Raw genomic sequence first — 18,832 nt, 5'->3', positions numbered from 1 at the left:
GGCAGGCGGGATTTCATTCGGACGGTTGGCCGTTCAGCGGACGGGGACGCCGGTATCCGGTGCATCGTCGAGGATCGCCGCGCGCTGGCGCCGCGTCAGCCGGTCCCAGGCGTAGCCGTAGGACCAGCCCACCAGCGCCTTCAGTTCTGCAGTCGGCACGGAGGCCACGTCCACCACGGTGATCCAGCGATGGATGCCCAGCCAGCGCGCCGGCTTGATGCCGGGCTGGTCGGTCAGTTCCAGGAACCGTTCCGGCGCCACCTTGAAGCTGAAGCGCCAGCGCTCCGGTTCACTGGTCTTGAAGTAGGCGAAGCGCTTGCCGCCCACGCTGTACACCAGGATGTTGGCGGGATCCGCATACAGCTGTTCAGCGCTGCCCGGCAGCGAACGGCAATGGCGTTTGAGGGCGGCGACGTCCATGCGGGCATGCTACGCCCGCAACGGTTCTGTGCGGTGACGCTGCGATGCGCTTGCGGTCAGCCGCTGCCCTCGATCTCCGGTGCGATGTCATGCCGTCGACACGTTGCCTACCGCGGGGATGAGATGCTCTCGCCATTCATACAGCGCAGGTCGGAGCCGATGCCGCTGTCTTAAGGCGAACATACATGAAGCCACGACACACCCCTGACGGACGTTATCTCGTCGTGCGCGGACGGCTGTGGCGTGCCGCCAATCCGCACCTTCCTGCTGCCTGCCACGATGCGCTGGTGCAGGCGTTGATGCAGGCCCGGCGTGATGTGAAGGCGGCGCTCCGGAACGACGACGCAGCGTCGCTGCGACAAGCCCGTGACGCGGTGCACGCCGCCAAGCAGGCCTTGGGCGAGCGCGGGCCGGTGTGGTGGCAGGACGGCGCCAAGGACTACAACCGTCATCTGGTTAAGAACACGCCCTATGCCGACTGGTACGCGGAACTGGAAGACGACACGCTTGCGTCCGGGTGAAGGCCCTCGCCCTGGACCGACACGGACATTTCACGCAGGATTCGCGCGGTCGTGCGGCACAGTCCGGGCATGACCGATCTCAGCATCCTCTACGTCGATGACGACGACAAGCACCGCGCCCTGGTAGCCGAAGCCCTCGAACTGGCAGGCCACCGCGTCACCCAGGCGGCCACGGGAACCACCGCGCAGGCGTTGTTGCAGCAGCAGCGCTACGACTGCGTGGTGACGGACTACGACATGCCCGGCATCACCGGCGCCGCGGTGGCATCGGAAGCCCGCCGCCTGCAGCCGCATGCCACGGTCTGCATCGTGTCGGGCCATTCGCGCGACCACATGCGCGACCTGCCCACCGGTGCGCTGCTGATGACCAAGCCCTTCAGCGTGCCCTTGTTGCTCGACGTGCTGTCACCGCGTTGATCCGGTCGCATGGAGCGTATGGGTAGCTGACGTTCTGCGCTCCGGCGCACTGGCGGTGTTGCGTTTGCGGGCAACGCCATCAAGCCGGCAGGATACGGGCGGCGGTCGTCCAGTACGGTTAGCGGAAGGGGCAGGGATGCTTACAGGATTTGTTTCAATCGGGGTCATCCGAATGGTCGACGGCGTGCACGTGTCGGTGTGCACGCTGATGGGGCGTCGAAGGTTTCCCGAACTGCCCGAGATCGGCGATGTGATGTCGTTCCCTCCACGGCGCGCAGCCCGCCTGGACTTCGATGTGTGGCCGCTGGGCGGATCGCCAACCGGGGACGCCGTTCGGGCCGAGGTTTATTCCGCCAGTCGTGACCCCTTGGCGATGATGTCCGGTACGGATATCCATGTCCTCGCTTTCGAGCTTGAAGTGCCTGATCTCGACGACGCCCGCAAGCTGTGCGATTTCATGCAGCGGGAGCACGGCTTCGAGATCGATCTCTATTCGATCAATGCACTCGATCCGGGCGCGTAGCGCACACGGTTGTGGAAGTTGGAGCAGACTGTCCGCAAACCCGAATGGAGTCGCGCCATGAGCAGTCCATCCGCTTTCACCCGCCTCGCCAAGAAAGCCTCCACCTTCACCGGGCGTCCCACCTGTTTCGCGCTGGCGCTGGGCACCATCGTGGTGTGGGCGATCACCGGGCCGCTGTTCGGCTTCAGCGATACGTGGCAGCTGGTCATCAATACCGGCACGACCATCATCACCTTCCTGATGGTCTTCCTGATCCAGAACACCCAGAACCGCGACACCGAGGCCATGCAGATCAAGCTGGACGAACTGATCCGCGTCTCGCGCAGTGCCAACAATGCGCTGCTGGACCTGGAGGAACTGGAAGAGAAGGAGCTCGACGACCTGCGCGCGCACTACGAAGAGATGGCGCGGCAAGCGCGCGAGGTGCAACAGGTGCGGAAAGTGCGATGATCGGGGCACGTGGCGATAGCCAGGGATGGAGACACGGCATGAACCTGATGGCGCGCGTGGTGTTGGCGATGATCCTGTCTCCCGCAGTGGCGTGGGCACAGTCGGTGCCGAGCGTGGGAACGTTCCGTTTCCCCGAGGGCGGTCAGACGACTTACCACGAGGTCGTGCGTGGCGATGCGTCCGCCCTGGACACCCTGGTGTTCACGTACGGCGGTTCCGGCTGCGCGGACCTGGGTCGGTACTGGTTGCCCACGCTGGCCGATGGGCTGGGCATCGACGCGCGGTATGTGGCGCTCAACAAGCGCCACGTAGAGAAGGGCGCGATCGGCGACGGTGGCGGCGCGACGTGTTCGGCCGCGTTCAACCAGCACAACACGCCGCGTCAGTGGATGGCCGACTACATGACGTTCATCTCGCAGACGCTGGAGGAGCAGCCGCAGCGCTGGAAGAAGATCGTGCTGGTCGGCGGATCCGAAGGGGGTGCACTCGCGGCGCGCGTGGCACGGGCGCGTACCGACGTGACCCATCTGGTGGTCATTGGCGACGGTGGATGGAGCATGCGCGAGAACCTGTCCTCGCTCATGGGGGCCGATGTCGTGGAGGCCGCCTGGAAGCAGATCGCACGCCATCCCGACAGCGCCGACAGGACATGGCTCGGCCACCCGTACCGGTACTGGTTCGACACCTTCGACCACGTGCCGCTGATCGACTACCAGGCGCTAGAAATCCCGGTGCTGATCGCCATGGGAGAGCGCGACCTCAGCGTGCCGGTGGCATCCGGGCACGAAGTCCTGCGTGCGGCGAACGCGGCGGGCAAGAAGAACATCGGTCTGGTCGTATACCCCGGCGCCGACCATAGCCTGCGTGCCGACGGCCGTGACTACCTGCCAGAGTTCCTGCGCGGTGCAGGGCAGGGCATCGCCGGCGGACAGCTGGACTGAGCTTCGTCTGGTGGCCTGAGTCGCCGCGTCACCACCATTTCTCCATCCGGTAGTTGTGGATGGCCACGCCCGCCAGATCCAGGTCGTTGCGGCCGAGGATGAGGAAGCCACGCCGCTCGAACAACGGACGTGCCAGCTCGCTGGCCTCGACGAAGATCCTCGACAACCCCAGTCCGCGTGCATGGTCTTCCAGCGCGGCGTACAGCAGCGAACCGACGTGCTGGCCTTCGGCTTCCGGCGCCACGTAGAGGAAATCCAGGTGGCCGTCCGCTTCCAGGTCGCCGAAGCCCAGCACACCACCAGCGGCATCCTGGGCGACCAGCACGTGGCGTCCGTCGGCACAACGTGCTGCTGTCCGTTCAACGGTCGCCAGCGCCGCCCACGCTGCCACCTGTTCCTCGCTATAGGCGCGTGGCCCGTAGTGCAGGACCGAACGTGCATACAGATCCGTCAGCAGGGGCGCGTCGTCGGAACGATACGGACGTAGCGTGGGCGAGGGCATGCAGGGCGAAGAGGTGGAGACGGCGCCAGTATGACGTTCGGCGCATGGGGCGATGTCGACGACGTTGCCGGTCAGCCGGGCAGCAGGTCGCGAAGCGCGTCTTCCAGTACGGGGAAGCGGAACGCGAACCCTTCCGCCAGCGCATGCGCCGGCAGCACGCGTTGGCCGGTCAGCAGCAGCTGCGCCATTTCGCCGAACCCGGCCTTCAGCACGATCGCCGGTGTCGGCAACACGGCGGGACGACGCAGGACCTTGCCGAGCGTGCGGGCGAAGTCGCGGTTGGTCACCGGCGTGGGCGCGGTGCCGTTGTAGGCGCCGCCCGCGCGGTCGCTGTCCAAGAGCCAGGCGATCATCCGCACCAGGTCGTCGCGGTGGATCCAGCTCATCCACTGACGGCCGTCGCCCATCGGGCCGCCCAGTCCCAGCCGGAATGGCGGCAGCATCTTCGCCAGCGCGCCGCCGTCGTTGCCCAGCACGATGCCGGTGCGCACGCGGCAGGTGCGTACATCCAGGCCTTCGGCCTGCATCGCGTCGGTTTCCCAGTCGCGGCACAGCAGCGCGGCGAAGTCGTCGCCGGGGGCGGCCGATTCGTCCAGCGCTTCGTCGTCGCGCGGGCCGTAATAGCCGATCGCCGAGCCCGACACCAGCACGCGCGGCCGCACCGACTGCCGCGCCATCCATGCGATCAGCGCCTGCGTGGTGCCCAGCCGCGAGGCACGGAACGCGGCCTTGCGCGCGGTGTTCCAGCGGCCGGCCATCAGCGGTTCGCCAGCCAGGTTCACGACGGCTTCCACATCGCGCGCCTCGTCCAGGCTGGCCAGCACGCGTGCGGCGACCGGCAGCTGCGTGCGGGCGCGGACAGGATCGCGGGTCAGCACGCTCAGCGTATGCCCGGCCTGCAGCAGATGGCGGCCGAGTGCGTGGCCGATGAAGCCGGTGCCGCCGGTGAGCAGGACGTGCATGCAGGGGTTCCTGAGCGCGAGGATCGTGGAGCTTACGGCGGTCCGCGCGTTGCGGGCGTGGAACGGACCGTCGGCGCCGACTGCCGGTCAGCCGAGGTTGCGGCCACTACACTACGCAGATGGCGTCATTTCCCCTGCTCCTGTTGCCCGGCCTGCTGTGCGACGACCGCCTGTGGCACGAGCCTGCCGAGGCCCTCGCCGATGTGGCCGACATCCACCACGCCGACCTGACCCGCGACGACAGCGTCGCCGGCATGGCCGCGCGCGTTCTGGCGTCTGCGCCGCCGGTGTTTGCCCTCGCGGGGCTGTCGATGGGCGGCTACGTCGCGTTCGAGATCCTGCGCCAGGCGCCGCAGCGGGTGGCGCGGCTGGCGCTGCTGGACACCAGTGCGCGGCTGGATCCGCCCAAGCGCCTGCTGGTGCGGCAGGCCGGCCTGGCGATGGCCGAGGCCGGTCGCTTCGCGGGCGTCACCCGCAAGCTGTTGCCGCAACTGGTGCACGAGAGTCGCGTGGACAGCGCGGTGGGCGAGGAGGTCATGGCGATGGCGCAACGCGTCGGCCTTCCAGCCTTCCTGCGCCAGCAGCGGGCCATCATCGACCGCCCGGATTCGCTGCCGCTGCTGCCCACGATCCGCGTGCCCACCTTGCTGGGCGTGGGTGAGGACGACCGCATGACGCTGCCGGAGGAAACCCGGTTGATGCATGAGCGCATCCCCGGCGCACGGCTGCACGTGTTCGCGCGCTGCGGCCACCTGCCGCCGATGGAAGTGCCGCAGGAAACCGCGGCCGTCCTGCGCGACTGGCTGACGGCGCCGTGACGCGATCCCGCGCCTGCGCACGCGCCTGCACGCGCCGGGGCGGGGGATGACGGACAATGGCGGCCACTTTCTTCTTCGATTGAACCCACGGGAGTACACATGGAACTGGCGATGATCGGACTGGGGCGCATGGGCGCCAACATGGCCGAACGACTGGTGCGCGGCGGCCACGTCGTGCGTGGCTACGATCCGGGCGAAGCGGCGCGGCAGCAGGCCGAAGCCCGCGGCATCGTCCCGCACGCCAACCTGCAGAACGCCGTGTCCGCGCTGCCGTCGCCGCGCGTGGTGTGGTTGATGGTGCCGGCGGGGCAGGTGGTGGACGACACGCTGGCGCAGCTGCGTCCGCTGCTCACCGCCGGCGACATCGTCATCGACGGCGGCAATTCCAACTACAAGGACAGCCAGCGGCGCGCGCAGGATCTCGGCGACGCCGGCATCCGCTACGTGGACTGCGGCACCAGCGGCGGCGTGTGGGGCCTGGCCGAAGGCTACAGCCTGATGATCGGCGGCGATGCAGACGCTGTGGAGACGCTGACGCCGGTGTTCGCCACGCTGGCGCCGACGCCGTCGACCGGCTGGGGCCACGTGGGACCGAACGGCGCCGGCCACTTCGCCAAGATGATCCACAACGGCATCGAGTACGGAATGATGCAGGCCTTCGCCGAAGGCTTCGCGATCCTGAAGAAGAAGGAGGCGATGGACTTCGACCTCGGCGCGCTGGCCGAGATCTGGCGACACGGCAGCGTGGTGCGCTCGTGGCTGCTGGACCTGACCGCCAATGCATTGCAGAAGAATCCGGACATGGCCGGCATCGCGCCGTTCGTCTCCGACTCCGGCGAGGGCCGCTGGACGGTGGCCGAGGCGATCGACCTGGACGTGTCGGCGCCAGTGATCACCATGTCGCTGCTGGAACGCCTGCGTTCGCGCGAACACGATTCCTACGCCGACAAGCTGCTGTCGGCGATGCGCAACGAGTTCGGCGGTCACGCGGTCAAGAAGCAGGACTGATCACCCGGCCTTATCGCGCGGACCGGTAGGGTGGCGGCTTCCACGGGAGGAGCCGCCGATGAAGATCCTGATGGTGCTGACCTCGCACGACCGCCTCGGCGATACCGGTCAGAAGACCGGATTCTGGCTGGAGGAACTGGCTGCGCCGTACTACGTGTTCAAGGACGCCGGCGCGGACATCGTGCTGGCGTCGCCGAAAGGCGGGCAACCGCCACTCGATCCCAAGAGCGACGCGCCCGATGCGCAGACAGCGGCGACCGTGCGCTTCAACGAGGATGCCGAGGCGCTGTCGGCGCTGGCATCCACGCAGAGGCTGAAAGACGTGGTGGACGCCGAGTTCGATGCCGTCTTCTATCCCGGCGGACACGGTCCGCTGTGGGACTTGGCCGAAGACCAGGACTCGCTTCGCCTGATCGAACAGACGTTCTCCGCCGGCAGGCCACTGGCCGCGGTCTGCCACGGTCCGGCGGTGTTGCGCCATGCGCGCGGTGCGCTCGGCGAACCGCTGGTGAAGGACAAGCGCGTCACCGGTTTCTCCAACGAAGAAGAGGCCGCGGTGGGTCTGGCTGACGTGGTGCCGTTCTCGCTGGAAGACGAACTGAAGAAGAGCGGGGCACGCTACGAGCGGGGACCGCTGTGGCAGCCGTACGTGGTGACCGACGGTCGCCTGGTGACCGGGCAGAATCCCGCCTCATCCGCCGACGCGGCCGAGGACGTGCTGCGGCTCTTGCGCTGATGTATTCACGCATCGTTACCGGCGTGCGGGTAGCGTGGTCGCCAGGCAAGCACGGAGGTCGGTCATGACCGAGGCGCCCCCGCATCTCTACACGCAGCAGGCCGACATCGCCCGTCTCGAGGCGATGATCGGACAGCTCCCGGACGAAGCCGTGGTACGGCTGGACCTCAACGACGGCGGCAGCATCACCGGCACCGTCGCGGTACGACCCAGCGTCCAGGTATTCCGCGACGCCGACGGCCACGAGGGTTTCAACGCCGTCGTCCGCATCGACGACCGCCGCCGTCCGCAGGTGGCGCATTACCTGTGGCTGGACCGCATTGCCACGGTCACCGCGCTGGGCAGTGCCTGATGTCGCACCTGCCCACCGCCGACATCGCTTGCCCTTACTGCGGCGAAACCATCACGCTGGTGGTGGACGACTCCGCCGGTGACCAGCAGTACGTCGAGGACTGCCACGTGTGCTGCAAGCCGATCGAGGTGCGCGTCAGCGTGGACGAAGACGGCGAGGTGGACGTGGCGGCCTGGGGACAGGACGAGGCCTGATCGCCGCCGTTGATTGACGCAGCGTTCGCACCGGCACGCCTACGCTCGCGCCACCCGTTCCGGAGTGCGTGCGATGACGCCGATCCGCTGCCTGTTGCCGCTGCTGCTGGTGGGCTGTCTGTCGTGTTCCGGGCACGCCCAATCGCCTGCAGAAACCGGCCCGCAACCGACGTTGCCGGCGCCGCAGAAGCGCTGGATTCCCACCGTCAACGTGGCGCCTGCCACCGGCTGGCCGGAAGGCATGGCGCCCGCTGCCGCCGCAGGGCTCTCGGTCGCCGCGTTCGCGCGCGGACTGGACCATCCGCGCTGGCTGTACGTGCTTCCGAACGGTGACGTGCTGGTCGCCGAGACCAATGCGCCGCCCAAGCCCGCGGAGAAGAAAGGCCTGCGCACCTGGTTCATGAAGCGCACGATGAAGAAGGCCGGCGCCGCCACGCCCAGCGCCAACCGTATCACCCTGCTGCGCGATGCCGACCAAGACGGTGTGGCGGAGGTGCGCGAGGTCTTCCTGACGAACCTGATGTCGCCGTTCGGCATGGCGCTGGTGAAGGACCGTCTGTACATCGCCAATGCCGATGCCATCGTCAGCGTGCCGTACCGCGACGGGCAGACGCGCAGCACCGACGTGCCGGTGAAGCTGGTCGATCTGCCGGGCGGACCACTGAACCACCACTGGACCAAGAGCCTGCTGGCCAGCGCCGACGGTCGGCATCTGTATGTCGGCGTGGGATCCAACAGCAATGTCGGCGAGAACGGGATGGACATGGAGGTCGACCGTGCGGCCGTGCTGCAGGTGGAGCTCGCGACCGGCAAGCGGCGGGTATTCGCGGGAGGCCTGCGCAATCCGGTGGGACTGGCGTGGGAACCGAAGAGCGGCGCGCTGTGGACCGTGGTCAACGAGCGCGACGAACTCGGCGATGCGCTGGTGCCGGACTACCTGACGTCGGTGCGCGAAGGTGCGTTTTACGGCTGGCCGTACAGCTACTACGGCCAGCATGTGGACACGCGCGTCGAGCCGCCAAGGCCGGATCTCGTCGCCTCCGCCATCGCACCGGACTATGCGCTGGGTGCGCACGTCGCAGCCCTGGGGCTGGCCTTCCATGATGGCGCGGGCTGGCCGGCGGCCCTGCAGGGCGGCGCATTCATCGGCGAACATGGCTCCTGGAACCGGCGCGAACCCGCCGGCTACAAGCTGGTGTTCGTGCGTTTCGTCGACGGGCGACCACAGGGTGCGCCGGTCGACGTGCTGACTGGCTTCCTGGATCGCGAGGGCAATGCGCGCGGACGCCCGGTCGGCGTGGCGGTGGATGCGCGCAACGGCGTCCTGTTGGTCGACGACGTGGGCAACGTCATCTGGCGGGTGGCGCCGGCCGGCGGACCGTAACGTCCGTATCGCACAGGGCGGCGCTATGCTCCCTCCCGTTCCGACAACCGACCCTGGGGAGGGAAGCGATGACGAGCACGACAGGTGGGAAGCTTTCGGTGGGTTACTGGATCATCGCGGTGTTCGCGTTGATCTGGAACATGATCGGCGTGGCGATGTGGTATCTGCAGATCAGCATGACGCCCGAGCAACTGGCGATGCTGCCGGAGGCGCAGCGACAGGTGTACGAGGGCACGCCGGGCTGGCTCAACATCGCGTTCGCGGCGGCGGTGTTCGCGGGCGTGCTGGGCAGCATCGGCCTGCTGGCGAAGAAGCGCTGGGCGGCGACGATGTTCGCGCTGTCGCTGGTGGCGCTTTTGATCCAGGTGATCGCTGCGTTCACCGTCACGCCTGCGTGGACGGCCTACGGGCCGGCCGGACTGGTGATGCCGGCGGTGCTGGTGGTGATCGCACTGTTCCTGCTGTGGCATGCCAACAAGGCGAAGGCGCGCGGCTGGCTGTCCTAAGCTGCGCTCAAGCGTAAAGAAAAGCCGCCGGGACACCGGCGGCTTTTTTGTTTCTACCCTGGAAGGAAGCCCTCTCCCCCGTTGTACGGGGAGAAGGACTTCAAGCCTCGGCGTCTTCCAGATCCACGCCGATGAAGCCGCCGGACTGCCGACGCCACAGGGCGGCGTACAGGCCGTCCTGTTGCAGCAGTTCCTCATGGCTGCCGCTTTCGATCACGCGGCCGCCGTCCATCACGATCAAGCGGTCGAGCACGGCGATGGTGGACAGGCGGTGCGCGATGGCGATGACGGTCTTGCCTTCCATCAATGCGTACAACTGCTCCTGGATGGCGGCTTCGACTTCCGAGTCCAGCGCCGACGTGGCTTCGTCCAGCACCAGGATCGGCGCGTCCTTCAGCAGCACGCGCGCGATGGCCACGCGCTGGCGCTGGCCGCCGGACAGTTTCACGCCGCGCTCGCCCACCTGTGTGTCGTAGCCGCTGCGACCCTTGGCGTCCGTCAGGCCCTGGATGAATTCATCGGCATGTGCGCGCTGCGAGGCTTCCAGCAGTTCCGCTTCGGTCGCATCGGGACGGCCGTAGCGGATGTTGTCGCGGATCGAGCGGTGCAGCAGCGAGGTGTCCTGGGTGACCATGCCGATGTTCCGGCGCAGCGATTCCTGGGTCACGTGCGAGACCTCCTGGTCGTCGATCAGGATGCGACCACCCTCCACGTCGTAGAAGCGCAGCAGCAGGTTGACCAGCGTCGACTTGCCCGCGCCGGAGCGACCGACGATGCCGACCTTCTCGCCCGGCCTGATGGTCAGCGACAGGTCGTCGATCACCTTCGCCTCGCGCCCGTAGTGGAACTGGACGTGGTCGAAGCGGATCTCGCCCTGGGTAACGGTCAGGTCTTTCGCGTCCTTCGCATCGGCAATGGCCAGCGGCTGCGCCAGCGTGCCCATGCCGTCCTCGACGGTGCCGATGTTTTCGAACAGACCGGCGACTTCCCACAGGATCCAGTCGGACATCGAGCGGATGCGCATCACCAGTGCGATGGCGACCGCGATCGCGCCCATTGAGATGGACGACTGCAGCCACGCCCAGATCGCAACGCCGGCCACGCTGGCCAGCAGGAAGGCATTGAGCGTGTGTAGCGCCACGGTCAGCTGGGTGACCAGGCGCATCTGCGCGTGCACCGTGACCATGAATTCGTCCATGGCGCCGCGCGCGTAGTCCTGCTCGCGCATGGTGTGGGCGAACAGCTTGATGGTCTGGATGTTGGTGTAGCTGTCGACGATGCGGCCCGTCATCTGCGCGCGCGCGTCGGACTGCGCCATCGACACCTTCTGCAGGCGCGGCACGAAGTGGAACACCAGCAACAGGTAGCTGACCAGCCAGACCACGAGCGGCAACACCAGCCACACGTCGGCCTGTGCGACCAGCACGACGGTGCCGACGAAGTAGACGACGACGTAGACGAACACGTCCATCAGCTTCATCACCGTCTCGCGGATCGACAGTGCGGTCTGCATGACCTTCTGCGAGATGCGGCCGGCGAACTCGTCCTGGAAGAAGCCCACGCTCTGCCGCAGCAGGTAGCGGTGCGACAGCCAGCGGGCGATCATCGGGTAGTTGCCGAAGATGGTCTGGTGGATGACCAGCGACTGCACCAGGACCAGCAGCGGGTAGGCCACCACCACCAGCACGCCCATCCACAGCAGGCGCTCGCCGTGCACCTGCAGGAAGCTGTCGCGGCCCGTGCTGCCCATCCAGTCGACCAGCTGGCCCATGTAGTCGAAGAAGGCGATTTCTAGCGCGGAGATCACGCCGGTCAGCACCGACATCACGATCAGCCACGGCAGCAGCGGCCGCGAGTAGTGCAGCAGGAACGGCAGCAGTTTCCGCGGCGGCGTGGTCGGCTCGCCCTTGGGGTACGGATTGATGCGGGTTTCGAAGAATCGGAACATCGGTCGGTCCATCGTGGCGCGGTCGCGCCGCGCGTCAAGATCTGCCGGCTTCAACCGGCGGGATAGGGCCAGGCGGCGCGCGCCTGCCGCAGCGCGTGCCCGTACCAGGCGAGTTGGTCCAGCATGCGTCGCGCGGCCCGCTCGCTGGCGTCGGCAGCGTGCGGTCTGCCGGCGGCATCGAAACGGTCCCAGGCCTGGCTGAAGTACACGCCATCGCGGATCGGCACGGCATGCAGGCCGGAGAACACCTGGCGCAGCTGTTCGGCTGCGCGGACACCGCCGCTGTGGCCCCCGTAGGCGACGAACGCGACCGGTTTGGCCTGCCAGTGGGCCTGGACCGAATCGATCACGAACTTCAGCGCGGCGGGATAGCCGTGATTGTACTCCGGCACCACCACCACGAAGGCGTCGGCACGCCAGATGCGTTGTTGCAGATTCACCAGGTCGGCACTGGGCACCGCGCCGTGGCGATGGGGCAGGTCGAGCAGGGCCGGATCGATCGCATCGATCGTGTAGTCGTTGCGCCGGTCCAACTGCGTCCGCAGCCAGTCGGCCACGGTGCTGCAGAAGCGGCCTTCGCGTGTGCTGCCGTACAGCAGCGCCAGGTGCAGGGGATCGGACATCGGTCGCACTTGCGGGAGAACAGGAGTGCAGGGTAGAACCTCAAGCAATCTTGAGGTCAACCCGCCATGCCCGGAACACCGCATCCCCGTATCGAGACAGAGCTCACCGTCGGCCAGGTGGCGGCACGCGCCGGCGTGGCGGTGTCCACGCTGCACTTCTACGAGGCCAAGGGCCTGATCCACAGCTGGCGCAACGCGGGCAACCAGCGTCGCTATCCGCGCGAGGTCCTGCGCCGCGTGGCGGTGATCAAGGTGGCGCAGCGCACTGGCATTCCGCTGGCGGAAATCCAGGCCGCGCTGTCGTCGCTGCCCGAGAACCGCACGCCCACGGCGGCGGACTGGAAGAAGCTCTCCGCGCGCTGGCGCGACGCGCTCGATGCGCGCATCGCCAGCCTGACCCGGCTGCGCGACCAGATGGAAGGCTGCATCGGCTGCGGCTGCCTGTCGCTGAAGGTCTGCCCGCTGCGCAACCCGTGGGACGAACTGGGCGAGGACGGTCCGGGTGCGCGCCTGCTGGAAGAGGCATGACGGTGGATCTGGCCCTGTTCGATTTCGACGGCACGCTGACCACACGCGAGACGTTTCCGGACTTCATGCGTTATGCGGTGGCGCGGCCGAGGTTGCTGTTCGGCGGTGTGCTGCTGGCGCCGGTGGTGTTCGGTTACCGGCGTGGCTGGATAGCGGGCAATCCGACGCGGGCGAGCATCGTGCAGGTCGGACTGCGCGGCGTGGACGCGGCGCGCCTGCGCATGCAGGGTGAGGCGTTCGCGCGTGACGTGTTGCCGGGCGTACTGCGGCCTGAGGCGATGGCGCGCCTGCAATGGCATCGTGATCGTGGCGACCGGGTCGTGGTCGTCTCCGGTGGTCTGGACGTCTACCTGGCCCCCTGGTGCGCGATGCAGGGTGTCGAACTGTTGTGCTCGGTGCTCGCCGAGCGTGGTGGTCGCATCCGCGGGTATGCGGGTGCGCAATGCGTGGGCGAGGAGAAGGTGCGCCGCGTACGCGCCCTGTGCGACCCGCAGGCGTATAGCGCCGTGCATGCCTATGGCGATACGCACGAGGACCTCGCCATGCTGGCGATGGCGCACTACCGGACGTATCGCGGGGAAGCGGTGGCGTGAGGCCGATGGGGTAATCGGTGTGGGAGCGACGTAAGTCGCGATGCTTTCTGATCGATGCTAGGAAGATCTGTCGAAAGGTGGGCCTTAGGCTACCGCGATCGTCCATCGCGACTTACGTCGCTCCCACACCCGTACATCAAGGCACTCCTGACGCTGACCTCCTCAGCCCAGCGCGATCTCGCGGCGTTCCTCGCTGCTGCGCGCTCCCAGCTCGATCAACCGCATGACCTCCAGTGCCTTCTGCGGTGTCACCGGTACCGGGCCACCGTGCAGGATCGCGTCGCGCATGCCGGCGTAGTACGCCCGATAGTCGCCGTGCTCGGCACGGGCGACCTCCGTCACGAGCCGGCCATCGCGCTCCTGCACCAATTCGCCGGAACGCGGATCGACCCCCCATCCTGGCGTACCGGGCACCATGCCGGCGCGCAGCTGGTCTTCCTGGGCGTCCAGCCCATGCTTGAGGTAGCTGCCACGGGTGCCGTGCACGGCGAAGCGCAGTCCATTGCCGGCGACGAGTGCGGAGGCATGCAGGATCGCGCGGTGTCCCGGATAGCGCAGGGTCACGTCGAAATAGTCCGGTGCCTGTGCGCCGTCGCGCAACCGCGCGATGTCGGCGTTGATCGCCTGCGGCAGGCCGAACAGGTGCACGGCCTGGTCCAGCAGGTGCGGGCCGAGGTCGTACCAGAGGCCGCCGCCGGGTTCGCCGCGCTCGCGCCAGCGGTCCTGCACGACGCGACGGAAGCGGTCGAAGTGCGAGTGGAATTCCGCTACGCGCCCAAGGGCGCCTTCTTCGATCAATCGCTGCACGGTAAGGAAGTCGGCATCCCAGCGCCGGTTCTGGAAGACGCTGACGAGACGGCCCACCCGTTCTGATGCGGCGATCACGTCCTGCGCTTCCTGCAGTGTCAGCGTGAACGGCTTGTCGACCACCACGTGCTTGCCCTGGTTCAGGGCGGCGATCGCCAGCGGCGCATGCGAGTCGTTGGGTGAGGCAATCACGACCAGGTCCACGGCCGGATCGGCAAACGCCGCGTGCGCATCCGGCGTCACCGCGGTATCGGGCCAGTCGGCGTGCACCTTGGCGGCATCGCGCGACACGACCGTGTGCAGCCGCAGGCCGGGTGTGGCCTGGATCAGGGGTGCATGGAAAACCTTGCCGACGAAACCGTAGCCGACCAGTGCGACGTTGAGCGGTGTGTCCATGCGCGGTGCATCCTCATGCGGACGGTCATCGTACCGGAATGCGCGCGTTGACTTCGTGTGCACGTGCATGAACCCCGTGCAACGCCAAGCTTAACCGCCGGCATGATTTCACGCGTGTTTTCTGCATCGGCGCCGACACTCGGCACGCAACACGACCAGGAGAAAGATCATGAAAACCTTGAAGACCCGTTCGTTGCTTGCCGCCGCCCTGTCGACGGCGCTGCTGTTCTCCGCTTCGCACGTCATGGCGGCCAATCCGCCGAACGAGCCGGAAGAGAACGCGCAGAATGATTCGAACCAGCCGGTGACCGATACCTGGATCACCACCAAGGTGAAGGCCGACCTGCTGGCCACCGAGAACGTGTCCGGCCTCGACATCAAGGTCGAGACGGTCGATGGGGTGGTGACGCTGACGGGCGCGGTTGCCAACCAGTCGCAGAAGGACAAGGCGGTCGCCGTCGCCAAGCAGATCAAGGGCGTGAAGTCGGTCGAGGCCGGTGGCCTGACCCTCGCCTCGAAGTAAATCCTCATCCCGAGGTGTGGCACGAAGCGGGTGCATCCCAACGCAGGATGCATCCGCTTCTCTTTCTGCGCCGTAGGGACTGCGTCCTGTCCATCGCCGTAAAGGAGTGAACCGATGACACGCCGATCCTTCTCTTCCAGAGTGGCGCTTGCGCTGTGCCTGGGTGCCAGCGTGTTCGCTGCGCAAGCGGCCGAACCGGTCACCTCGGTGCCGCAGCTCGACATCTCGCGCTACGCCGGCCAGTGGCACGAGATCGCGCACCTGCCGATGTTCTTCCAGCGCCAGTGCGTGGGCGACATCACCGCGCGCTATTCGCTCGACGGGCCCGGCAAGATCGGCGTGCTCAACGCGTGCCGCACGAAGGACGGCAGCATGGACCAGTCCAGCGGCACCGCGCGCACCGTCGAAGGTCATCCGGGAAGGCTGGAGGTGCGGTTCGCACCCGACTGGCTGTCGTGGGTGCCGATGGTGTGGGCCGACTACTGGGTGATCGCACTGGATCCGGAGTACCAGTGGGCGATGGTCGGCGAGCCGGACCGAGAATACCTGTGGATCCTGTCGCGCGAGCCCACGATGGATCGTGCGCTGTTCGAGCAGCTGAAGGCGAAGGCCGAAGCGATGGGTTACGACCTGGAGCCGTTGATCATGGCGGCGCCGCTGCGGTGAACCGCGCCCGCTGACAGGCGTGGGAAGCCACAGGTGTGGAATGTTGGGTGTGGGAGCGACGTAAGTCGCGATGGTCTCGCCTGCCATGCAGCACTGGCACCGATCCGCCCCGATCGCGACTTACGTCGCTCCCACACCCCAATTCGAAACCCCCTCTTGCAGGGGCGACTTACAGCCGATGCGTATAACGGAACTGCAGGAAGTTCTCGCCCGGGTTCGGGCGCTTGATGCGGGCGTTGGAGAAGTGCTGGAAGCGCAATGACCACTCATGCTGGTCGTCGCTGCCGAAGCGCTTGCCCACGGCGATGTGGTCGCCGAAGTTGAAGGTGGTGCTGAATTCCTTCGAGTGCGTGTTGTACTTCGGGAAGATCACGTTGACACCGATGCCGCCCTCGACGAACCAGCCGTCGCTCCAGCCGTTCGGGCGCCAGCGCAGGGCCGGCGTCACGCCCAGCTGGGTGCTGTTCTCGCTGTCGCTGTGCCAGCGACCGACTTCGCCCTGCCACTGTCCGCTGACATGCCCGTAGCGGTACTGCTTTTCCCAGCGCCAATCACGGCTGACGCCGACCGTCAGCGATTCGGCGTCTTCGGCCGCGCCGCCCTGGACGTACCAGGCGGTGCGTGGTTCCGCGGCGAGGGCCTGCACGCTGGCGATCGCCAGCAAGGCGCCGAGCGCCAGCCGTGAGGCGACGCGCGAGGGCAGGAAGGACAGGGAGGAGGTGAGCGGGGGAAGAGGATATGCAGCGGGCACGGATGACACTCGATCAGGGGTGGGCTGCGCCCGTGGGCGCAGCATGCAATGCACTATCGGAAAGGCGGTGTGACGGCACGGGATCAGGGCAAGGCGGCGATGGCGGGGGCCACATCCTGTTCGCCCCAGCCACCCAGCGACTTGTAGATCGTCACGACGCCGACATTGACGCCGGCCTCGGCCTGCGCCAACGCATCGTCCGCCGCGAGTTGCGTGCGTTGTGCGTCCAGCAGGGTCAGGAAGTCCGACGAGCCGGCACGATACCGGACTTCGGCCAGCTCTGCTGCGCGGCGGGCGGCAACGGATTGTTCCAGCCTGAGCTTCAGCTGTTCCTGCTGCTTGGCATACGACAGCAGTGCGTTCTCCGTTTCCTCCAGTGCGCCCAGCACGGCCTTCTCGTACTGCGCGGCTACGCCGTCGGACTGCGCCTCGCTCGCACGCAGGCGTGCGCGGACGCTGCCCATGTCGAACGCGGCCCAGCTGATCGAGGGCGTCACCTGCCAGGCGCGGTTGTCGCCATTGACCAGGTTGCCCCAGCCGCCGGACAGGAAACCGATGAAGCCACGCAGGCTGACCCGCGGGAACAGGTCCGCCGTGGCCACGCCGACGCGCGCCGTGGCGGCCGCCAGGCGACGTTCGGCCGCGCGGACATCCGGACGCTGGCGCAGCAGCTCGGTGGTGTCGCCGATCGGCAATGCCTTGGCGAACGCCGGCGCCTCGCGCGGGACAAGCACGGCATCGAGTTCGCCCGGACGCTTGCCCACCAGCACCGCCAGCCGATGACGCGACTGGCCTTCGGCGGCTTCCAGCATCGGCACTTCGGCTTCGACGGCGCGTACGCGGGCGAGGCTGCTCTGCACCTCGAGCTGGCTGCCGGCGCCCAGGTCGAAGCGCGACTCGGTCAGGCGCTGCGTGTCGCCCAGCGTCTGCAGGATGCGCCGCGACACGTCCAGCCGCTTCTGCGTGCCGCGCAACTCGAAGTAGTTGCGCGCCACTTCCGCGGCCACGGTGACCTGCACGGCTTGCAGGTCATTGCGCTGTGCCTGCAGGTCCGCATGCGCGGCCTCGGCGCTGCGGCGCACGCGGCCGAACAGGTCCAGTTCCCAGGCGGCGTCGAAGCCGGCGGAGTAGCTGTCCGTCTCCACGCGGCCCTGGCCTTCGACCGGCTGCTTGCTGCGCGTACCTTCCACGCCCATCGTGACGTGCGGCGCCAGGTCCAGCCGGCGTTCGGAGAACACCGCACGGGCCTCGTTGACGCGCGACACCGCGATGCGCAGGTCCAGGTTGGCCAGCAACGCTTCGCGGACCAGCTGGTCGAGCACCGGATCGTCGAACTGGCTCCACCACGTGGCGACGGGACTGGCGGACACAAAGTCCGCCGCGCCCGCCTGCTGCAGCGTGGCCGGTGCCGTCTGCGGGGCCGCGTAGTCCGGCCCCACCGTCACGCAGCCGGCCAGCAGCACCGTTGCGATACCGATGACGAGCGAGCGGATCACCATGGCAGCACCTGGTCGAAGTAGTAGTAGCCACCGGTCGGGCCGTCGTTGTCGATCAGCGCCAGCTGCACGCTGGTGCGCGCGCCTTCCGGCACGGACAGCTCACCGTTCTGCTGGTCGCCCGACTTGTTCATGTCGGTCTGCACGTAGCCGGGGTGGATGGTGTTGACCTTGATGCCGGTGTCCTTCAGTTCGTGCGCCAGGTGGATGGTCCACGCGTTCACCGCACTCTTGGACACGTTGTAGGCCGGCACGCCCTTGAACTCGTAGATGAAGGATTCCGGGTTCTGGTGTTCCGACAGCGAGCCGAGCAGGCTGGACACGTTGACGATGCGGCCGGCGCTGGACTTGCGCAGCAGCGGCAGGAACGCCTGCGTGGTCTCGATCAGGCCGAACAGGTTGGTGTCGAACGTGGTGCGCCAGGTGTCCAGCGACTGACCGGATACGCCCTTGGTGCCGTCGTCGACCAGGATGCCGGCGTTGTTGACCAGGATGTCGAGGCGGCCGTGGCGCTGCTCGACCTCCTTGACGGCGGCGGCGATGCTGGCCGAGTCGGTAACGTCGAGCGCGATGGCCTCGACCGGCAGGCCCTGGGCCTGCAGGTCCAGCACGGCTTCGACCGCCTTGTCGCGGTTGCGGCCGGCCAGCAGGGTGTGGACGCCGGCTTCGGCCAGCTGGCGGACGGTCTCGCGACCGATGCCGCGGGTGGCACCGGTGACGAGGGCGATCTTGGAAGAAACGTTCATGGCATGACCTCGTTGGGGTAA

25 protein-coding genes are annotated in these 18,832 nt (G+C 67.4%); 16 read left to right on the top strand and 9 right to left on the bottom strand.

The window, feature by feature from the left end:
• Positions 1-33 precede the first annotated feature (33 nt).
• A complete protein-coding gene (locus IB225_RS07400) occupies positions 34-420 on the bottom strand; it encodes an MmcQ/YjbR family DNA-binding protein (RefSeq protein ID WP_192310531.1) in 387 nt (128 codons plus the stop codon).
• Positions 421-605: 185 nt separating this feature from the next.
• Between IB225_RS07400 and IB225_RS07395 the strand changes: the two genes are divergently transcribed.
• From IB225_RS07395 to IB225_RS07375, 5 genes are all read left to right on the top strand, one after another.
• Complete coding sequence (locus tag IB225_RS07395) at positions 606-941, top strand: hypothetical protein (protein ID WP_192310530.1); 336 nt, start codon at positions 606-608, stop codon at positions 939-941.
• A gap of 69 nt (positions 942-1,010) precedes the next feature.
• Entirely contained in the window at positions 1,011-1,358 is a 348-nt protein-coding gene (locus IB225_RS07390; protein WP_192310529.1) for a response regulator, read from the top strand.
• A 172-nt stretch (positions 1,359-1,530) separates the two neighbouring features.
• Positions 1,531-1,881, top strand: a complete 351-nt coding sequence (locus tag IB225_RS07385) for a hypothetical protein (protein WP_192310528.1) — start codon at positions 1,531-1,533, stop codon at positions 1,879-1,881.
• 57 nt (positions 1,882-1,938) lie between these two features.
• Positions 1,939-2,331 (top strand): low affinity iron permease family protein, encoded by a 393-nt coding sequence (locus tag IB225_RS07380; protein ID WP_192310527.1) that lies wholly within the window; start codon positions 1,939-1,941, stop codon positions 2,329-2,331.
• Positions 2,332-2,369: 38 nt separating this feature from the next.
• Positions 2,370-3,272: a prolyl oligopeptidase family serine peptidase gene (locus IB225_RS07375; RefSeq protein WP_192310526.1), complete on the top strand. Its 903-nt coding sequence runs from the start codon at positions 2,370-2,372 to the stop codon at positions 3,270-3,272.
• A 28-nt stretch (positions 3,273-3,300) separates the two neighbouring features.
• Here IB225_RS07375 and IB225_RS07370 read toward each other — a convergent pair whose 3' ends face one another.
• Both IB225_RS07370 and IB225_RS07365 read right to left on the bottom strand, forming a co-directional pair.
• A complete protein-coding gene (locus tag IB225_RS07370; protein ID WP_192310525.1) occupies positions 3,301-3,774 on the bottom strand; it encodes a GNAT family N-acetyltransferase in 474 nt (157 codons plus the stop codon).
• 71 nt (positions 3,775-3,845) lie between these two features.
• A complete protein-coding gene (locus IB225_RS07365) occupies positions 3,846-4,736 on the bottom strand; it encodes a TIGR01777 family oxidoreductase (RefSeq protein WP_192310524.1) in 891 nt (296 codons plus the stop codon).
• 119 nt (positions 4,737-4,855) lie between these two features.
• Here IB225_RS07365 and IB225_RS07360 point away from each other — a divergent pair, with 119 nt between their 5' ends.
• From IB225_RS07360 to IB225_RS07330, 7 genes are all read left to right on the top strand, one after another.
• Positions 4,856-5,554 (top strand): alpha/beta hydrolase, encoded by a 699-nt coding sequence (locus IB225_RS07360; RefSeq protein ID WP_192310523.1) that lies wholly within the window; start codon positions 4,856-4,858, stop codon positions 5,552-5,554.
• A gap of 99 nt (positions 5,555-5,653) precedes the next feature.
• Positions 5,654-6,562: a phosphogluconate dehydrogenase (NAD(+)-dependent, decarboxylating) gene (gnd, locus tag IB225_RS07355; protein ID WP_192310522.1), complete on the top strand. Its 909-nt coding sequence runs from the start codon at positions 5,654-5,656 to the stop codon at positions 6,560-6,562.
• Positions 6,563-6,620: 58 nt separating this feature from the next.
• Positions 6,621-7,298 carry a type 1 glutamine amidotransferase domain-containing protein gene (locus IB225_RS07350; RefSeq protein ID WP_192310521.1) on the top strand — a complete coding sequence of 226 codons (678 nt, stop codon included), beginning with the start codon at positions 6,621-6,623 and terminating at the stop codon, positions 7,296-7,298.
• A 64-nt stretch (positions 7,299-7,362) separates the two neighbouring features.
• Positions 7,363-7,650: a DUF3247 family protein gene (locus IB225_RS07345; RefSeq protein WP_192310520.1), complete on the top strand. Its 288-nt coding sequence runs from the start codon at positions 7,363-7,365 to the stop codon at positions 7,648-7,650.
• On the top strand, positions 7,650-7,844 hold the full coding sequence (locus IB225_RS07340; protein WP_192310519.1) for a CPXCG motif-containing cysteine-rich protein: 195 nt from the start codon (positions 7,650-7,652) through the stop codon (positions 7,842-7,844). The genes IB225_RS07345 and IB225_RS07340 overlap by 1 nt, the downstream gene beginning before the upstream one ends.
• Positions 7,845-7,917: 73 nt before the next feature.
• The gene (locus tag IB225_RS07335) at positions 7,918-9,228 is read left to right on the top strand and encodes a sorbosone dehydrogenase family protein (protein WP_192310518.1); all 1,311 of its coding nucleotides are present in this window, start codon (positions 7,918-7,920) and stop codon (positions 9,226-9,228) included.
• A 68-nt stretch (positions 9,229-9,296) separates the two neighbouring features.
• Positions 9,297-9,734, top strand: coding sequence for a hypothetical protein (locus tag IB225_RS07330; RefSeq protein WP_192310517.1), 438 nt, complete (start codon positions 9,297-9,299; stop codon positions 9,732-9,734).
• Between the two features lie 100 nt (positions 9,735-9,834).
• On the opposite strand, the gene IB225_RS07325 is transcribed toward IB225_RS07330, so the two are convergent.
• Positions 9,835-11,682 (bottom strand): ABC transporter ATP-binding protein, encoded by a 1,848-nt coding sequence (locus IB225_RS07325; RefSeq protein WP_192310516.1) that lies wholly within the window; start codon positions 11,680-11,682, stop codon positions 9,835-9,837.
• A 50-nt stretch (positions 11,683-11,732) separates the two neighbouring features.
• Positions 11,733-12,305 carry an NAD(P)H-dependent oxidoreductase gene (locus IB225_RS07320; protein WP_192310515.1) on the bottom strand — a complete coding sequence of 191 codons (573 nt, stop codon included), beginning with the start codon at positions 12,303-12,305 and terminating at the stop codon, positions 11,733-11,735.
• Positions 12,306-12,371: 66 nt separating this feature from the next.
• Here IB225_RS07320 and soxR point away from each other — a divergent pair, with 66 nt between their 5' ends.
• Together soxR and IB225_RS07310 are read left to right on the top strand one after the other, a co-directional pair.
• A complete protein-coding gene (soxR, locus tag IB225_RS07315) occupies positions 12,372-12,833 on the top strand; it encodes a redox-sensitive transcriptional activator SoxR (RefSeq protein ID WP_192310514.1) in 462 nt (153 codons plus the stop codon).
• On the top strand, positions 12,830-13,426 hold the full coding sequence (locus tag IB225_RS07310; protein WP_225583317.1) for an HAD-IB family hydrolase: 597 nt from the start codon (positions 12,830-12,832) through the stop codon (positions 13,424-13,426). Before soxR ends, IB225_RS07310 begins: the two co-directional genes overlap by 4 nt.
• Positions 13,427-13,588: 162 nt before the next feature.
• Here the strand turns inward: IB225_RS07310 and IB225_RS07305 are convergent, their stop codons facing one another.
• Positions 13,589-14,629, bottom strand: coding sequence for an oxidoreductase (locus IB225_RS07305; protein ID WP_192310513.1), 1,041 nt, complete (start codon positions 14,627-14,629; stop codon positions 13,589-13,591).
• Between the two features lie 169 nt (positions 14,630-14,798).
• On the opposite strand from IB225_RS07305, the gene IB225_RS07300 reads away from it, so the two are divergent.
• Together IB225_RS07300 and IB225_RS07295 are read left to right on the top strand one after the other, a co-directional pair.
• A complete protein-coding gene (locus IB225_RS07300; protein WP_192310512.1) occupies positions 14,799-15,152 on the top strand; it encodes a BON domain-containing protein in 354 nt (117 codons plus the stop codon).
• Positions 15,153-15,266: 114 nt separating this feature from the next.
• A complete protein-coding gene (locus IB225_RS07295; protein WP_192310511.1) occupies positions 15,267-15,818 on the top strand; it encodes a lipocalin family protein in 552 nt (183 codons plus the stop codon).
• A 169-nt stretch (positions 15,819-15,987) separates the two neighbouring features.
• Here IB225_RS07295 and IB225_RS07290 read toward each other — a convergent pair whose 3' ends face one another.
• From IB225_RS07290 to IB225_RS07280, 3 genes are all read right to left on the bottom strand, one after another.
• A complete protein-coding gene (locus IB225_RS07290) occupies positions 15,988-16,569 on the bottom strand; it encodes an acyloxyacyl hydrolase (protein WP_192310510.1) in 582 nt (193 codons plus the stop codon).
• Between the two features lie 83 nt (positions 16,570-16,652).
• Positions 16,653-18,068, bottom strand: a complete 1,416-nt coding sequence (locus IB225_RS07285; RefSeq protein ID WP_192310509.1) for an efflux transporter outer membrane subunit — start codon at positions 18,066-18,068, stop codon at positions 16,653-16,655.
• Positions 18,062-18,811, bottom strand: coding sequence for an SDR family oxidoreductase (locus IB225_RS07280; RefSeq protein WP_192310508.1), 750 nt, complete (start codon positions 18,809-18,811; stop codon positions 18,062-18,064). Before IB225_RS07280 ends, IB225_RS07285 begins: the two co-directional genes overlap by 7 nt.
• Between the last annotated feature and the right edge of the window lie 21 nt (positions 18,812-18,832).

The sequence above is a fragment of the Pseudoxanthomonas sp. PXM02 genome (assembly GCF_014851805.1).
Classification (GTDB): domain Bacteria; phylum Pseudomonadota; class Gammaproteobacteria; order Xanthomonadales; family Xanthomonadaceae; genus Pseudoxanthomonas_A.
Note: the sequence above shows the minus strand (reverse complement) of the source record. Positions and strands in the feature narration are given on the sequence as shown.

Bases quoted from the DNA above. Each gene is read 5' to 3' on its own strand.
- IB225_RS07360 (WP_192310523.1), top strand. From the start codon at position 4,856: ATGGCGTCATTTCCCCTGCTCCTGTTGCCCGGCCTGCTGTGCGACGAC.
- IB225_RS07380 (WP_192310527.1), top strand. From the start codon at position 1,939: ATGAGCAGTCCATCCGCTTTCACCCGCCTCGCCAAGAAAGCCTCCACC.
- IB225_RS07365 (WP_192310524.1), bottom strand. From the start codon at position 4,736: ATGCACGTCCTGCTCACCGGCGGCACCGGCTTCATCGGCCACGCACTC.
- IB225_RS07345 (WP_192310520.1), top strand. From the start codon at position 7,363: ATGACCGAGGCGCCCCCGCATCTCTACACGCAGCAGGCCGACATCGCC.
- IB225_RS07295 (WP_192310511.1), top strand. From the start codon at position 15,267: ATGACACGCCGATCCTTCTCTTCCAGAGTGGCGCTTGCGCTGTGCCTG.
- IB225_RS07335 (WP_192310518.1), top strand. From the start codon at position 7,918: ATGACGCCGATCCGCTGCCTGTTGCCGCTGCTGCTGGTGGGCTGTCTG.
- IB225_RS07325 (WP_192310516.1), bottom strand. From the start codon at position 11,682: ATGTTCCGATTCTTCGAAACCCGCATCAATCCGTACCCCAAGGGCGAG.
- IB225_RS07400 (WP_192310531.1), bottom strand. From the start codon at position 420: ATGGACGTCGCCGCCCTCAAACGCCATTGCCGTTCGCTGCCGGGCAGC.
- gnd (WP_192310522.1), top strand. From the start codon at position 5,654: ATGGAACTGGCGATGATCGGACTGGGGCGCATGGGCGCCAACATGGCC.
- IB225_RS07310 (WP_225583317.1), top strand. From the start codon at position 12,830: ATGACGGTGGATCTGGCCCTGTTCGATTTCGACGGCACGCTGACCACA.
- IB225_RS07375 (WP_192310526.1), top strand. From the start codon at position 2,370: ATGAACCTGATGGCGCGCGTGGTGTTGGCGATGATCCTGTCTCCCGCA.
- IB225_RS07300 (WP_192310512.1), top strand. From the start codon at position 14,799: ATGAAAACCTTGAAGACCCGTTCGTTGCTTGCCGCCGCCCTGTCGACG.
- IB225_RS07285 (WP_192310509.1), bottom strand. From the start codon at position 18,068: ATGGTGATCCGCTCGCTCGTCATCGGTATCGCAACGGTGCTGCTGGCC.
- IB225_RS07340 (WP_192310519.1), top strand. From the start codon at position 7,650: ATGTCGCACCTGCCCACCGCCGACATCGCTTGCCCTTACTGCGGCGAA.
- IB225_RS07320 (WP_192310515.1), bottom strand. From the start codon at position 12,305: ATGTCCGATCCCCTGCACCTGGCGCTGCTGTACGGCAGCACACGCGAA.
- IB225_RS07395 (WP_192310530.1), top strand. From the start codon at position 606: ATGAAGCCACGACACACCCCTGACGGACGTTATCTCGTCGTGCGCGGA.
- soxR (WP_192310514.1), top strand. From the start codon at position 12,372: ATGCCCGGAACACCGCATCCCCGTATCGAGACAGAGCTCACCGTCGGC.
- IB225_RS07350 (WP_192310521.1), top strand. From the start codon at position 6,621: ATGAAGATCCTGATGGTGCTGACCTCGCACGACCGCCTCGGCGATACC.
- IB225_RS07385 (WP_192310528.1), top strand. From the start codon at position 1,531: ATGGTCGACGGCGTGCACGTGTCGGTGTGCACGCTGATGGGGCGTCGA.
- IB225_RS07370 (WP_192310525.1), bottom strand. From the start codon at position 3,774: ATGCCCTCGCCCACGCTACGTCCGTATCGTTCCGACGACGCGCCCCTG.
- IB225_RS07390 (WP_192310529.1), top strand. From the start codon at position 1,011: ATGACCGATCTCAGCATCCTCTACGTCGATGACGACGACAAGCACCGC.
- IB225_RS07330 (WP_192310517.1), top strand. From the start codon at position 9,297: ATGACGAGCACGACAGGTGGGAAGCTTTCGGTGGGTTACTGGATCATC.
- IB225_RS07305 (WP_192310513.1), bottom strand. From the start codon at position 14,629: ATGGACACACCGCTCAACGTCGCACTGGTCGGCTACGGTTTCGTCGGC.
- IB225_RS07280 (WP_192310508.1), bottom strand. From the start codon at position 18,811: ATGAACGTTTCTTCCAAGATCGCCCTCGTCACCGGTGCCACCCGCGGC.